Origin of the sequence: Bacillus sp. FJAT-45037, from assembly GCF_002797325.1 — a bacterium.
Taxonomy (GTDB): domain Bacteria; phylum Bacillota; class Bacilli; order Bacillales; family Bacillaceae_D; genus Alkalihalophilus.
This window is the reverse complement of record NZ_KZ454938.1, coordinates 162,300-177,654: the sequence shown is the minus strand read 5'-3', so window position 1 is coordinate 177,654 and position 15,355 is coordinate 162,300. Positions and strand designations below refer to the sequence as shown.

Sequence of the window (15,355 nt, the reverse complement as noted above, 5' to 3'; positions counted from 1 at the left end):
TTGAACCATTCCCTAAAAGGACGTTATAATCATACTATAACGTCCTTTGTCGAATATATAGTGATTTGTTTAACTTTTATATAACTATTATACCATATTTGTTTAACTTTTATATCACATTTGTTAATTTTGAAACTCTTCAATTAAGAGGGAGAGTTCTTCCCATCGTTCCATCGTCGCTTCTAGTTCTTTTTCAACCTGTTCTTGCTCCGCCATTAAATCACTGATCTTTCCGTAATCACTGCCTGCCCCTGCAATGGTACCTTCTAGCTCTGCTAATTTCACTTCTAATTGCTCAATCTTCCCTTCTATTCCCTTCCATTCTTGCTGTTCATGATAAGAGAGTTTCTTCTTTGCCTTCTCTGGCTTCTTGCTGTCGTTTTTTACAGAGTCCGATTCGACAACGGTGTTTTTCGCTTGTAAAAAATCACTATAGTGCCCCTGAAAACGTTCAATCCGTCCATTTTCTTTGAAAACGAGCAAATGATCAACGACACGGTCGAGAAAATATCGATCATGGGAAACTGTTACGACAGCACCAGGAAATTGATCGAGATAATCTTCAAGTACAGATAATGTTTGAGTATCAAGATCATTCGTTGGCTCATCTAGGAATAAGACATTTGGTTCTGACATTAAGATTTTTAAGAGGTAGAGGCGTCTCTTCTCGCCACCTGATAACCTTCTCACATATGTGTACTGCATAGATCGTGGGAACAGGAAGCGTTCTAACATTTGTTCAGCTGTGATCACCTGCTTATCAACAGTATGCACGATCTCAGCTACTTCTTTTATATAGTCAATAACGCGGAGGTCGCCATCAATTTCTTCATCTTCTTGAGTATAGTAACCAATCCTTACAGTCTCACCGACAATGATCTCCCCACTTGTTGGTTTCTCTCTACCTGCTAACAACTGTAGTAGCGTCGTTTTGCCGCTTCCATTCGGGCCAACGATGCCAAGTCTTTCTCCTTTGACCATTAAATAATTCAAATCTTGAATAAAGAACTGCTCCTGAAACTGCTTCGACAGCCCCTTTGTCTCGATGACCTGACTTCCTAGTCTCGTTGAACCAATTGCAAAATCAAAATCACGCTCGAGAAACTCAGGTTTGTCCTCTTTTAACTCATCTACTCGTTGGATCCTTGCCTTTTGTTTCGTTGTTCTTGCTTTTGCACCGCGATGAAGCCAGGCCAGTTCTCTACGCAATAAATTCTGTCGCTTTCGTTCAGAAGACAGTTCTTGTTCTTCTCGTTCGGCTTTTAACTCCAAGTATTGTTCGTAATTCCCCTCATAATGATGAAGCTTTCCACGATCTAACTCGATCATTTTATTTGTTACACGTGTCAGGAAATAACGGTCATGTGTAATAACGATAAAAGACCCACGATACTGTGCAAGAAACCCTTCTAGCCATTCAATCGTTTCGTGGTCAAGATGGTTCGTTGGCTCATCTAGTAATAAGAGATCGGCTGGCTGAACAAGCGCTTTGGCAATGGCGACACGCTTTTTCTGTCCACCAGACAGGGTATTGATCTGTGCGCGGTAATTTTTTACCCCTAGTTTATTTAGAATTGTTTTAGCTGTAGTACTAGCCTCCCATGCACCAAGCGTGTCCATTTCTTGTTGCACTTTCATTAAACGTTCTAGCTTCTTCTCATTCGTCGGGTCACTCTCAAGATCTAGAACCATGCTTTCATAAACTCTCATCGTTTGCATGATTTTCGAATCACCATAATAAATTTGCTCAAGTACTGTTAGTGTAGGGTCAAGTTCAGGCTGCTGCGGTAAATACTCGACGTGAAAATCATTAGCATGAGATAATTGGCCGCCATCCATACCCTCAATCCCCGCTAAAACTTTTAGTAAGGTTGATTTTCCCGTTCCATTAATACCTATTAACCCAATCCGTTCTTTCTCCGCGATCGAAAACGAGAGATCATTAAATAACGTTTTCTCTCCAAATGTTTTTGTTAAATGCTCTATTTGCAAAATACTCATCGACGTCCGTCCTTTACTATTTGTAGTATCTTCATTGTATCGTAACAGAAGAAGCTCTGCATCAATTGAACCATCAGAGAATAAACAATTAGAAAAACCCTTTCTCACTGATAATCAACAAGAAAGGGTCCACTTATTTATAAGCTGTCTCTTGATAAAAGTAATTGGGGCTGACGACTTTATCTTGATACTCCTTATGAAAAATATGAGTTGTTGCTGGTGAAACGGGCGGAATCAACCATGACCACGTTCCCGTCACCTCTCGTTTTTCCACATTTTCACGTTCTTCAAAGTGTTTAAATTGCTTTGCTGCCGTATGATGGTCAACAATGCTCACTCCTGCTTGCTTGTAGGAATGGAGCACCGCAAGATTTAATTCGACCAGTGCTTTATCACGCCACAAGTAAGCTTCCCGACTAGCATCTAACCCTAGAATTTCTGCGACTTTCGGGAGCATGTCGTAACGACTTTCATCAGCAAAGTTTCTTGCACCAATTTCTGTGCCCATATACCAACCGTTAAAAGGAGCGGCTACATAGTCAACACCTCCAACTTCAAGCTTCATATCGGCAATAAAGGGCACACCATACCACTTTAAACCAAGATCAGAAAAAGCTGAAATGGTCGGGTGAGTGATTGGCACTTCGACTACGCAATCTTTAGGGATCTCAAACCATTTCGGCTTCCCCCCATCCTTTTGAATCACGAGTGGTAAAAGATCAAAATGTGAACCATCCCCGCTCCAACCAAGTTCTACACACTGCTTCGTAAAAGCAACCGAGGATGGATCACCGATAATCCCTTCATCCGTTTCATACCCTGCATAACGAATCAATTGATGATTCCAAATCCGAATCGGTATCTCGGTTCCGTGACTCGGTTTAAAAACAGTGATCGTCGGAATAATTTTTCCACCATTGGTTGCATACCTCATATGATAAAACAAAGCCTCGGCTACTTCTTCTTCTGACGTTCCCACTCTTTCATCGAGGACGTGCATCGACTCCCAAAACAAGCGACCAATGCAGCGATTGCTGTTTCGCCACGCCATTTTCGCTCCGTGTCGAAGTTCTTCTGATGTGTGGACATAGGTTCCTGATGCTTCAATCTCATCGAGTACCTCTTTCACTCGTTTCTCTAATTGCTCACTCGGTAATTGAAGCTCCTTGTAACATTGTGTGAGAAAAGTAATCGCATCTTTTTTTCGTTTTTCTTGTGTATTCACACATTCACCCCCATCACGAACCGTCCATTTATTATGTCTAGTTTAACGCCAAAAAAGCTATTTGACACATAAAAATGTATCAAAATAGCTACGATTTTGCGCTTAAGCTTCGAGTAGACGTTTAATATCTTCTTCCATTGCTTCTGGTGATGTATTAGGACTATACCTTTTAATAACATTACCCTTTTGATCAATTAAAAACTTGGTAAAATTCCACTTAATCCCTTGACCTAGCATGCCTTTTTGTTGATCCTTTAAATGTTTATACAACGGGTGAGCATCTGAGCCGTTCACTTTTATTTTAGCAAAAAGTGGAAAAGTCACTCCAAAGTTCACCTTACAAGCTTCTGTCATTTGATCATTTGAAACCGGCTCTTGATTCATAAATTGATTACAAGGAAATCCAAGTACAACGAGACCTTTATCTTTGTATTGTTGATGTAGTTTTTCTAAGCCATCAAATTGAGGAGCTAGGCCACATTTAGTTGCTGTATTTACAATGACCATTACTTTCCCTTCAAAGTCTGTTAAAGAAACCTTTTTCCCTTTAGGTGTTTCAACAGTAAAATCATGCACAGTCGCCATAATATCATCCTCCTTCAAAATCTTATCATACAATCATTATACAAAACCCAAACGAAAGTTTCTATTCATAGCACTTAAAAAAACTACCCTATCTACAAGTGCATAAATAGGGTAGGCTTTTAGGTTTATGATTTTGTTCGACGAGCAAAATCAACAAAGCGGAACTTATCTGGTCGATGCCGCGACTCCGTGTATTGGAAAAGTCTAGCATCATCAAGGTAAACATGGCTTTTCACAACCACTACATTAGAGAAGCCGTCTAGATCTAGTAATTCTAAGTCTTCATCTGTCGGCTCTTCTACTGTGATTTCTTTTTTCGCGAAGCTCACTTGTAGACCAAGTTCGTTTTCTAGATAAGCATAAATCGATTGTTCACACACTTTTTTCGTTAAGCTTGGGACAATATTTGTGCGCAAGAAATCTTTATCAAGGATAATTTTTTCTTCGTCAATTTCACGAACTCGGTACACAGACCAAACATTTTCTTCAGGTTCCGTTTGTAAATGCTTCTTTAAAAAATCCGTGGCAGGTGATTGCTCGAACGTAACAACTGTCGTATTCGCTCTCTTACCCATCTTGTCAGCAAGCTCTTTAAAGCTGACTAAACCTGAGATCGGAAAATCGATCTTACTGATATCTAATACAACAGATCCTTTTCCTTGAATTTTTTGGATATATCCATGTTCTGACAATAGCTTCAATGCTTTACGTATGGTCTCTCGTGATGCTTGATACATCTCTGCTAGCTCATTTTCAGAGGGGAGGAGTTCTCCACTTCGTTTCTCTCCCTTTTGAACCTTACTAGTCAATTCATCATAAATTAGTCTAAATTTATTTCTTGTCATTTTTACCACCCATCGTAGTTTATCACGACTTTTTTAAAAGATAAACGAGTGACTCGTAAGGACGAAGGGTTTTCAACTCCGCTATTATTTTTGAATCATCATAGTTTGATAAAAGTAACTGACATTCTGTTCCTTCGATTATATTCGTCAGATCAATTGTTGTTTCTTGGCCATAGAAATTGTTCAATACAACTAACCGTTCCTCTTTGTATTCACGAACGTATGCAAATACTTGTTCATCATCTTCAAGAATAAGCTTGTAATCGCCATACGTGATCACGTCATACTGCTTACGTAGATCAATTAATTTTCTGTAATGATAGTACACGGAGTTTTCATCAGCTACAGCATCTTCTGCGTTGATTGACTTATAATTATCACTGACACCAATCCAAGGTGTTCCAGTTGTAAACCCTGCATGCAGACTGTCATTCCATTGGACCGGCGTTCTGGAATTATCACGAGATTTGCGCTTAATAATCTCCATAATATCAGCATCTGCAATTCCTTTTTCTTTCATGATCTTATAATAATTAAGGGTTTCGACATCTCGGTATTGATCAATCGCTGTGAACTTCGGGTCAGTCATTCCAAATTCTTCCCCTTGATAGATGTACGGTGTGCCTTGCATCATATGAATTGTTGTTGCGAGCATTTTCGCTGATTCATTATGGAATTCTTGATCATTTCCGTACCGAGTTACGACACGTGGTTGATCATGATTACACCAGAACAGCGCATTCCATCCGCCACCTTGGTGCATTTCCACTTGCCACTTCGTTAAAATTTGCTTCAACGATTGAAAATCAAAATCGGCAATCGCCCACTTCTCTCCATTCGGATAATCAACCTTTAAATGATGGAAATTAAATGTCATGCTTAATTCCTGACTTTTTGGATTCGAGTATTGAATACAATGCTCAATCGATGTGGATGACATCTCACCAACTGTCATGCTGTCATACTTTGATAATACTTCGCGGTTCATCTCTTGTAAGAATTCATGGACTCGCGGCCCATCTGTATAAAACTTACGGCCATCTCCAGGAGCTACAGAACCATCATCATTTGGGAATGTTTGATCTTTAGAAATGAGATTAATCACATCTAGTCGGAATCCATCAATTCCTTTATCAAACCAGAAATGCATCATTTCGTATACATGCTGACGTAACTCTTCATTTTCCCAGTTTAGGTCAGCTTGTGTAACATCAAATAAGTGAAGGAAGTATTGCTGTGTTTCTTCATCCCACTTCCAAGCGTTCCCTCCAAACTTTGATTGCCAATTCGTTGGTTCTGCCCCGTCAACTGCATCTTTCCAAATATAAAAATCACGGTATTTATTCTCTTTCGATGTCTTAGACTCTTTAAACCATCCATGTTCAGTTGACGTATGATTCACAACTAAGTCCATAATCAGCTTCATGCCACGGTCATGCGTCTCTTGTAGTAAACGATCAAAGTCTTCCATCGTTCCGTATTCATCATGAATGGAATAATAATCGCTAATGTCATAACCATTATCTTTTTGCGGAGAAGCGTATACCGGTGTTAACCAAAGAACATCGACCCCTAGATTTTTTAAATAATCAAGCTTTTCAATGATGCCTTCTAAATCTCCTACTCCGTTTCCTGTCGTATCATTAAAGCTTTTTGGATATATTTGATAAACTACTGACTTTCTCCACCATTCGTTCATAAAGCGTCACCTTCCTATGTTAAGATCCTTATTATTTAACTTGTATATACAAGTTAATCCTACCTTTTATTTAGAAAAAAAACAAGAAAGCCATTTGTACTCAGCCATTATTCAATTGTGAATAAGCTGTGTTACAAATGGCTTTGATTACTTCATTTCATTTTTTAGAGTTTGGGTTTGCGAACTTTTGCAAAGGCCAATGTTAGAACGAATGGTAAGACGAATGCAACCAACATTCCGATTGAGAACACTAACCATTTTCCACCTTCAATCGAGAACACTGCTGGTAGTCCACCTACTCCAATCGCTGGAGCTGTTACCGCATTAATAGTAATCCATACAGCTGCAATCGCTGAACCGATAATGGCACAGATGAATGGGAAACGATAACGTAAGTTTACCCCAAACATCGCTGGTTCAGTAATTCCAAGATACGCTGAGATCGCTGAAGTAAATGATAGACCTTTTACTTTTTCATCACGTAACACGAAGTACATCGCAAGTGCTGCCGAACCTTGTGCAATATTTGAAAGAGCAACAATTGGCCATAAGAACGTGCCACCGACACTACCGATTAATTGAAGATCCACAGCTAAGAATGTGTGATGCATTCCTGTAATAACAAGTGGCGCATAGATCGCACCGTATAATAACCCACCAATTGCAGCGAAGTTATCAAAAATCCCTACAAATAAATCAGTGATTCCATTACCAATCGCAAAGGTAATTGGTCCGATGATAATGAAGGATAAGAAACCTGTAACTAATAAAGCAACTGGAGCAACAACGAGTAATTGGAATCCGTCTGGAATTCTCTTCTTCAGGGCTATTTCTATTTTTGCCAGAACAAAGGATGCAAGTAAAATTGGTAATACTTGTCCTTGGTAACCAACTTGCGCGACATCAAATCCAAATAAGTTCCAATATGGAATTTCTCCTGCTTCTAAAGCTTCTCCATATGCCCAAGCATTCAGTAAGTCAGGGTGAACAAGCATTAAACCAAGAACAACCCCGAGTAATTCATTTCCACCAAATCGTTTAACTGCCGACCAACCTATCAGTGCCGGTAAGAAGACAAAGGCGGTATTTGCAATTAAATGAATAATATTAGCAAAGTCTGCCCACTGCGGGAACATTTCAACAAGTGACTGTGCACCAAAAATGCCAGGAGCTGTCAAAATATTGTTAACCCCCATAAGTAGACCAGCTGTAACAATCGCTGGCAAGATCGGGATAAAGACATCTGCCAATACTTTAATAGCTCGTTGTATTGGATTTAAATTCTTCGAGGCGGCTGTTTTCGTTTCCTCTTTTGAAGATTGATCGATGCCCGCTAAATCCATTAATTCTTTAAATACTTTGTCCACAAGTCCTTGTCCAATTATGACTTGGAACTGGCCATTTGTTGCAAACGACCCTTTCACCATATCAATCTCTTCTAGCTTTTCCTTCTCTACTTTCCCTTCATCATGAAGAGCAAATCGTAGACGAGTTACACAATGAGTTGCTGAAGCAATATTTTCTTTTCCGCCAATAGCTTCAAGTATTTGCTTTGCAGCTTCTTTATTTGCACTCATGTTCTTCCCCTCCTCTGTTAACGTTTTCATTTAAGATCTAAACTTATTATCTTTACTCTTGTGCTTAGTGTTTCAATAACGGCATGAATTATGTGCTACATCGATTATCTTGTATATACAACTCAATTGATTACGTTTTCATTCTAACCTGTATATACAACTCAGTCAATCTCTTTTTTCGACATTTTTCTCTTTTTCAAAAAAAAAGAGACGAACCTCTTCCGCTCGCCATCTCATCTTTCCAAAACTCTATTGTTCGGTCTTCATCCAGATCGTTAGGCCAAGTTTTTTTGTAATCGTTACGTAATGCATTAAGGTTAAAAGGACAGCCCCCATATTCATACCGATAATGATGCCACCCATCTGTAATTCCGGTCGAGAACCTAAGACGTACATCAAAATAAAAGATATCGTCGTTGCCCAAACAGCGTGCCAAAATGCTTCTTTCACTAAACCAAGACCAATTAAATACGCCTGCATCGGCATAACAAAATAATGAAATAAGAAATACGGTACGAGCAATTGCAAATAACCGGCAGCAGGCGATTGATCAAAGAACAGACTTGTTAGGGGCTCTGCGTAAAAATAAAAAATGTAAACCGCAGGAAATCCATAAGCAAACGTGGTAAACATCACTCGTCGTAATAGCTTTTGAAGACGTTTGATATCTCCTTTTGCATAGGATTCTGAGACTGCCGGGATTAACACGATTAACAAAGAATGCGCGATGAATGCTGGGAAAAAGCCAATCGTAAACGCTACTCCGGCAAGCTTACCATATTGAATCATCGCCATCGTATCGACCATCCCCCCACGCACTAACGCCGTTTTGATGAGAAATGGTTTTACTGCAAAAGAGGCGGCATGAAAGATCCTTAAGCCTGTGGTTGGCAATGAGACTTGCAGAAGCGTTCTTCTTACGTTTTTCCCTGGAACTTTCGCTTGAGGATGTCGTTTTAATTCATTCATTTTCCAATAGAACGCGACCATCAAATAAAGTAAAACGACCATTTCCGTAATAATTAACGTACTAAGAGATACAAAAATTGCTGTTTCTAAGTCAAATGAAAAGACGGTAAATACGAAGACAAGTAATAGCAAGTGCCCTGCTCGTCTTAGAAAGTTAGCAATAGCGATCTTACTCATGTCCTGTGCGCCCATGAAATATCCTCTAGCTACAGAGGAAAAGGCAATAATCGGGATCAATACTATAAACAAAAAAGGAGTGGCCGGGTGATACCGATCAAACACCGGAATCACAGGTAAAATGACAAAAGCAATAACGACAAAAAGAATCGTACTGAACATAGCAAATCGGATCGCATGATGAAGCATATTTCGGTGGAAGATCGGTTCTTTTTCAGCAACAAATTTAGATATCGAAATTGGCAACTCTAAACTGGCAATTACAACGACAAACATTACTGTAGGTAAGATAGACATATACATGCCGAGGCCTTCTTCGCCAAGCTCTCGCGCTAAGATCATATTAATCAAAAATTCTAAGCATTCTCCAATAAATGCAACAAGAATTAATAAAATGGCCCCTTTAAGAAATGTATTCATACAAGCCCCACTCCCTCATCATTGTATATATGAGACAAGTAGAGAAAATATGGTTCATTTATACACCTTTAAACACCATTTATTATGTAAACTTTATTCCTTTTGATCAGATTGACACAGTTACGCAATCCTTTTACTATTAAAAGTAGCTCATTAACAAAACCTATTTTTTAGGATGTGGATTTTTCTAAGAGATGAGATTGTTCTCTTATTTTCGCCACCCAACTACAATACTGTTGTAGTTGGGTGGCTTTTTAATTAATGCTTTTTATAATTATCTAGAAAGGAGTCAGAAATAATGAAAATATGGATGTATCCCTTACTCATCTTTATTGGAGGTTGTTGTTTAGGGATCTTATCAACCTTTGTCAAACTTGCTTACGAGGCTGGCTATACACTTGCAACCGTGACCATCAGCCAGTTTACATTTGGAATTATCTTTCTTTGGGTTATTTTCCTCTTTTCACCTAAAACTAAACTCCCTTTTCAACATATTTTTTTAATGTTACTATCTGGTATTCCCATGGCCTTGACAGGAATCTTCTACTATAAAGCTTTACAGACATTAGATGCTTCCTTAGCGATCATCTTTTTATTTCAATTCGTTTGGATTGGTTCGCTACTTGAGTGGGTTCTAGAGAAGAAGCCTGTTAGCAAACAAAAACTCTTATCGATTAGTGTATTGCTGATTGGATCACTCCTCGCAACCGGTCTGTTTTCTCAAAATTCAACTTCATTTACTTGGCATGGTGCAGGATGGGGGATGCTTTCTGCCCTCACGTTTTCAACATTCGTCTACGTAAGTGGCACAGTAGGGAACAAACTACCTGCTATACAACGAAGTACATTATTTGCTACAGGGAGCTTTCTATTAGTACTTATTGTCTTTCCACCGACAACATTAACTACGGACTTTTCAACTGACATCTTGTTCTATGGGCTAACGCTCGGGTTATTTGGGGTAGCACTTCCACCGATTCTGTTCTCGATTGCTATGCCCCATGTTGGCTCAGGACTTGGTACGATCTTAACTGCAGCAGAACTTCCGGTTGCTGTGATTATGTCGTTTCTTGTTTTAAATGAATCCGTATCATCAGTACAATGGCTAGGCGTCTTGGTTATCTTAGTTGGCATTCTAGTCGGTAATTACAAGAGATCAACTTCTTAAATATAGAAAAAAACAAGGCTGCTCGTATCAATTAGCTGCCTTGTTCTTCTTCTCCTCTATTGAATATCCATAGGTCTTCGTGTGTCGTGGTGATTGCTTTCGCACCTGCCTCAAAGGCTCGGTTGACATCTTCCTCTGTTTCAATCAATCCACCTGTAATGACGTCAGTGTTCGTATCTTGACGGATTTTTTTAATGTATTGAGGAATCACACCAGGTAATATTTCAATAAAATCTGGCTCAACCTGTTCCACTAACTTATAGCTCGTTTCAAGTGCAATTGTATCAAGCAGAAATAAGCGTTGAATCGCCATCACTTTGTTTTTCTTTGCTGTTCTTAGTACATCCCCTCGAGTCGAGATTAACCCCGCCGGTCGAATTTGCTGACAAAGAAACTCTGTAGAGTATTTGTCATTTCTCAATCCTTGAATCATATCAGCGTGTAGAATCACCTTTTTCTCTGCCTTGCGTATGTGACTCATCACAGCCCCTAGTTGAGCAATATGCAAATCGAGCATAACGATGTATTCGACTGAACTATCCATGACTTTTTCAAAATCTTTCATCCGCTTGATCGCAGGTAAGACGCGTTGGTTGTTAAAGTTCATTCTTTCCATCCTTCCTACCATTCCTAAACTAGCTTAATTGACCAAACGACAACACCCTAGATAAATCACATTAATCAAGGTCGTTGTCGTTTACTTATTTTTTTTGAGTATAGCAAGATCTATTCTCGAGTGAATGTTGAGCGTTATGATTTTGAGCGCGGCTTAAATCCCATCGTTGACGTTACTGCTTGCTTCCAACCATCATATAGTTCGATTCGGATCTTCTCTTCCATCTCCACATTAAATGTTCGATCGATTTTCCAATTGCTCTCAATCTCCTGCTTATCTTTCCAGAAACCTACCGCAAGCCCGGCAAGGTAGGCAGCTCCGAGTGCCGTTGTCTCATTGACAACTGGTCTTTCGACGGACGCATTTAAAATATCACTTTGAAATTGCATTAAGAAATCATTCTTCACCGCGCCACCGTCCGTCCGTAACTTTTTCAATATTATGCCAGAGTCAGCTTCCATTGCTTGTAAGACATCTTTTGTCTGATAGGCTAGTGATTCTAGTGTCGCACGGATGAAGTGCTCTTTCGTTGTCCCACGTGTTAATCCAAAGATTGCTCCACGCGCTTCACTGTCCCAATACGGTGTACCTAGTCCAACAAATGCAGGAATCATGTATACTCCGTCTGTTGATTCAACTCGTTTAGCATATTTTTCCGAATCAGATGCCTCATTAAACATTCTCATTCCATCACGTAACCACTGAATCGCAGAACCCGCAACAAAGATACTACCCTCTAGTGCGTATTCTACTTTTCCATCGATTCCCCATGCAATCGTTGTGAGAAGTCCATTTTCTGATGTGACTGCTTTCTCACCAGTATTCATTAACATAAAACAGCCTGTTCCATACGTGTTTTTAGCCATACCCTCACTGAAACAAGCTTGACCGAATAAAGCAGCCTGTTGGTCACCCGCTGCTCCTGCAATCGGAATGTTCTCACCAAAAAAATGATATCCGACCGTCTGTCCATAGACCTCAGAAGAAGATCGAACTTCTGGCAACATTTTTTTAGGTATATCCAGGATCTTAAGCAGCTCTGCGTCCCACGTTAATTCATGAATATTATACATAAGTGTTCGAGAGGCATTCGTATAGTCAGTCACGTGAACTGCCCCACCACTTAATTTCCAGATAAGCCACGTATCAATGGTTCCAAACAACAAATCCCCAGCCTCTGCTTTTTCACGCGCTCCCTCGACGTGATCAAGCAACCATTTCACCTTTGTGCCAGAAAAATAGGCATCAATTAGCAATCCTGTCTTCTGACGAAAAACATCGTTGTACCCTTTTCCCTTCAAATCTGTACAAATATCCGCCGTTTGACGAGATTGCCAGACAATCGCGCGGTGAATTGGTTTTCCTGTATGCTTATCCCACACAACTGTCGTCTCACGCTGGTTGGTAATCCCAATGGCTGCAATCTGACTTGCTTTAATATCAGATTCAGAAAGAGCTGAAGCTATTACAGATAAGACCGTTCCCCAAATTTCATTAGCATCATGTTCGACCCACCCTGACTTCGGGAAATGTTGCGTAAATTCCTTCTGAGCAGAATGAACAATCTCTCCGTTTTGATCAAATAGAATAGCCCTTGTACTAGTCGTTCCTTGGTCAAGTGATAGTATGTACTTTTTAATCATTCGTTCAACCTCCCCTTTTTCAAACTCCCTCTACTTATTAACATTGTATCAACTTTAATCGTCAAATACCTACTAGGTTACTCACTGAATCTGCAACCGTTTACGATTGAATGTAAAAAAAGAGACAGCTTTTTGCAAGAAATGATTCGCATGATCACTTCTTGCAAAAAGCTGTCTCTCCGATAAACTCATCAGCTTAACTATAAACTTGTCACCAACTATACATGACCCACTTAATCTTGTAAATAGTAATTTAGTATTTAGTAAGCTCCATTAATCGAGTGCTTCTAACAATTTCTGCACTTCTTCCTCACTTAACTCTCTCCACTCTCCGTATGCAATTCCCTCAATAGACAAGTTCATAATCCTCACCCTAACTAACTTTGTTACATAGTAACCAAACGTTTTTGTCATTCGTCGGATTTGGCGATTAAGCCCTTGGGTTAGGACAATCCGAAATGTCCTTTCATCAACCCTTGAGATCGTACATGGCTTTGTCGTTTGGCCTAACATATACACCCCGCCAGCCATCTTCTCCATTAACCGATCTGGAAAAGGACGATCCACCGTTACTATGTATTCTTTCTCGTGACCTTCTTCTACTCTCATCATTTTATTTACGACATCACCGTTGTTCGTTAAAAGAAGAAGCCCTTCTGAATCTTTATCAAGGCGACCAACCGCAAAGATTCGTTCAGGATAGTTCAAATAATCGACAAGATTATTCTTCACAGTTTTTTGTGCTGTACAAATAATCCCTATCGGTTTGTGAAGCAATAAATAAATCTCTCTCTCTTTCAAAGGAATTGGTTTCCCGTCTAAGAGGATCGTATCAGTCACCTCTACAAATGTATCTTTTGTAGCTTGGACGCCATTGACGGTTATTCTCCCTGCCCGTAACATTCGCTCGGTCTCTCTTCTTGAACAATAACCAGTCTTACTCACATACAATTGAATTCTCACACATTTTTTCCTTTCTATCGTCCTTACTCTTATTCTTACTTTAATTATATCACCTTCATTTGTTTTTCCCTCTTACACTCAGGTTGTCGAGTACCATCTCTGTCTTTTATCGGTAGAGTAATTGCTACCGTTGTTCCGACATACTCCTTACTTTGAAAGGAAACCTCTCCACCTAAAGCTTCGATAATACGCATTGATACCATCGTTCCAAGACCAGTTCCTTTATCTTTTGTTGTATAAAATAGTGTCCCAATTCGGTTTAACTGTTCTTTATTCATTCCTTTGCCCGTATCAGAAACATGAACGGTTACAAGATGGTCTGTGTGGTCAAGAATGATGCTAACATTGCCTCCACTTGGAGTGGCTTCAATCGCATTTTTAACAAAATTAATTAACGCTTGCTTCAACTGATTACGGTCTGCTCGAACAATTAGATGCTCATCGGTTTCGATTAAGACATTCAAGTTCACACCATCTTTTAAAGCATAAGGCTTTAAAAGAGCGTAGATTTCTTTCACATTTGCTAATAGGTCAACATCATCTATACTTTTCAATTCTGGTTTCGCGAAATTCAAGTAATCATTAATAATTCCTTCTGCTCTACCTAACTCATCCAACACTAAGGAGAAATATTGTTCATTGGAGTGCTTCTTATCTTCCTTCATTAATTGGAGAAACCCCTTAACAACAGTTAATGGATTACGTACTTCGTGAGCTATTGATGCTGCTAAACCGGCAAGTGTATTAAACTTCTCAGCCCTAATGATCTCTTCTTGCATATGATGCTTCTCATTAATCGCTTCATGTAACAAGGTAATAAAGCCTGCTGCAACGATAATTACCAGCACATAGTAAACCAAGTACCAAGCATACACCGACTCATTTAGAAGTGGTAGCGAACCGTAATAAAATGACGCGACGACAATTGATACTTGATAAAATACAGGGACCAAAGACATAGCAATCGTCACAATCGTACGGTGCCACTTAGAAATAAGTTGATAGTATTTTGCATAAAAGAAATGAGAGATCAATGCAGCCGAAACAATACATGTATACGCAAATAGTAAATTATCGCCGCCAAATAGCGTTCTCGTTATCATCACTACACCAAAGACCATCCAGCCAATTTTACGTCCTCCATACAAAAAAGCTGAGATAATGACGACATAACGCAAATCCCAATGTAAACCATCTGTTTGGAATGAAAATACCATACATAAAACTGCTGCGAGGGCATAGAAACTCCCCAACAAAGCATTGGGTACGTCTCTTTTCCCATTAGTAATTACACTAAATATTAAAACAGGAGATAATACTATTAATACATGGAGCAATAATTTTTCGATAATCATCTTTATAATCTCCTATAATCAGTCATCTATGTCACGTAATTTCGACATTGCCTGAGCAAACCCTTTAAGTTCCATATCAAAAAAACTGACAAAATACGACTTATACTATAAA

Annotated in this window: 12 protein-coding genes; 1 reads left to right on the top strand and 11 read right to left on the bottom strand. The window is 39.4% G+C overall.

The genetic code is table 11. The features are described 5' to 3' along the window. Nucleotides 1-123: 123 nt before the first annotated feature. From CDZ88_RS00750 to CDZ88_RS00720, 7 genes are all read right to left on the bottom strand, one after another. Nucleotides 124-2,001, bottom strand: a complete 1,878-nt coding sequence (locus CDZ88_RS00750) for an ABC-F family ATP-binding cassette domain-containing protein (protein ID WP_100371735.1) — start codon at nt 1,999-2,001, stop codon at nt 124-126. A 133-nt stretch (nt 2,002-2,134) separates the two neighbouring features. Continuing rightward, nucleotides 2,135-3,226, bottom strand: a complete 1,092-nt coding sequence (locus CDZ88_RS00745; RefSeq protein WP_100371734.1) for a nitric oxide synthase oxygenase — start codon at nt 3,224-3,226, stop codon at nt 2,135-2,137. 102 nt (nt 3,227-3,328) lie between these two features. Beyond that, nucleotides 3,329-3,811 (bottom strand): glutathione peroxidase, encoded by a 483-nt coding sequence (locus CDZ88_RS00740; protein ID WP_100371733.1) that lies wholly within the window; start codon nt 3,809-3,811, stop codon nt 3,329-3,331. Nucleotides 3,812-3,936: 125 nt separating this feature from the next. Further along, nucleotides 3,937-4,656, bottom strand: coding sequence for a trehalose operon repressor (treR, locus tag CDZ88_RS00735; RefSeq protein ID WP_100371732.1), 720 nt, complete (start codon nt 4,654-4,656; stop codon nt 3,937-3,939). 22 nt (nt 4,657-4,678) lie between these two features. Then, nucleotides 4,679-6,355, bottom strand: coding sequence for an alpha,alpha-phosphotrehalase (gene treC / locus CDZ88_RS00730; RefSeq protein WP_100371731.1), 1,677 nt, complete (start codon nt 6,353-6,355; stop codon nt 4,679-4,681). 164 nt (nt 6,356-6,519) lie between these two features. Beyond that, on the bottom strand, nt 6,520-7,932 hold the full coding sequence (treP, locus tag CDZ88_RS00725) for a PTS system trehalose-specific EIIBC component (protein ID WP_100371730.1): 1,413 nt from the start codon (nt 7,930-7,932) through the stop codon (nt 6,520-6,522). Between the two features lie 249 nt (nt 7,933-8,181). After that, nucleotides 8,182-9,498, bottom strand: a complete 1,317-nt coding sequence (locus CDZ88_RS00720; RefSeq protein WP_100371729.1) for a polysaccharide biosynthesis protein — start codon at nt 9,496-9,498, stop codon at nt 8,182-8,184. 298 nt (nt 9,499-9,796) lie between these two features. Here CDZ88_RS00720 and CDZ88_RS00715 point away from each other — a divergent pair, with 298 nt between their 5' ends. Next, a complete protein-coding gene (locus CDZ88_RS00715; protein WP_100371728.1) occupies nt 9,797-10,666 on the top strand; it encodes an EamA family transporter in 870 nt (289 codons plus the stop codon). Between the two features lie 31 nt (nt 10,667-10,697). On the opposite strand, the gene CDZ88_RS00710 is transcribed toward CDZ88_RS00715, so the two are convergent. From CDZ88_RS00710 to CDZ88_RS00695, 4 genes are all read right to left on the bottom strand, one after another. Beyond that, nucleotides 10,698-11,273 carry a glycerol-3-phosphate responsive antiterminator gene (locus tag CDZ88_RS00710; RefSeq protein WP_100371727.1) on the bottom strand — a complete coding sequence of 192 codons (576 nt, stop codon included), beginning with the start codon at nt 11,271-11,273 and terminating at the stop codon, nt 10,698-10,700. A 143-nt stretch (nt 11,274-11,416) separates the two neighbouring features. Beyond that, entirely contained in the window at nt 11,417-12,922 is a 1,506-nt protein-coding gene (gene glpK, locus CDZ88_RS00705) for a glycerol kinase GlpK (protein WP_100374552.1), read from the bottom strand. A 276-nt stretch (nt 12,923-13,198) separates the two neighbouring features. Next, on the bottom strand, nt 13,199-13,888 hold the full coding sequence (locus tag CDZ88_RS00700; protein WP_100371726.1) for a pseudouridine synthase: 690 nt from the start codon (nt 13,886-13,888) through the stop codon (nt 13,199-13,201). Nucleotides 13,889-13,932: 44 nt separating this feature from the next. Then, the gene (locus CDZ88_RS00695; RefSeq protein WP_100371725.1) at nt 13,933-15,243 is read right to left on the bottom strand and encodes an ATP-binding protein; all 1,311 of its coding nucleotides are present in this window, start codon (nt 15,241-15,243) and stop codon (nt 13,933-13,935) included. Nucleotides 15,244-15,355: the final 112 nt, after the last annotated feature.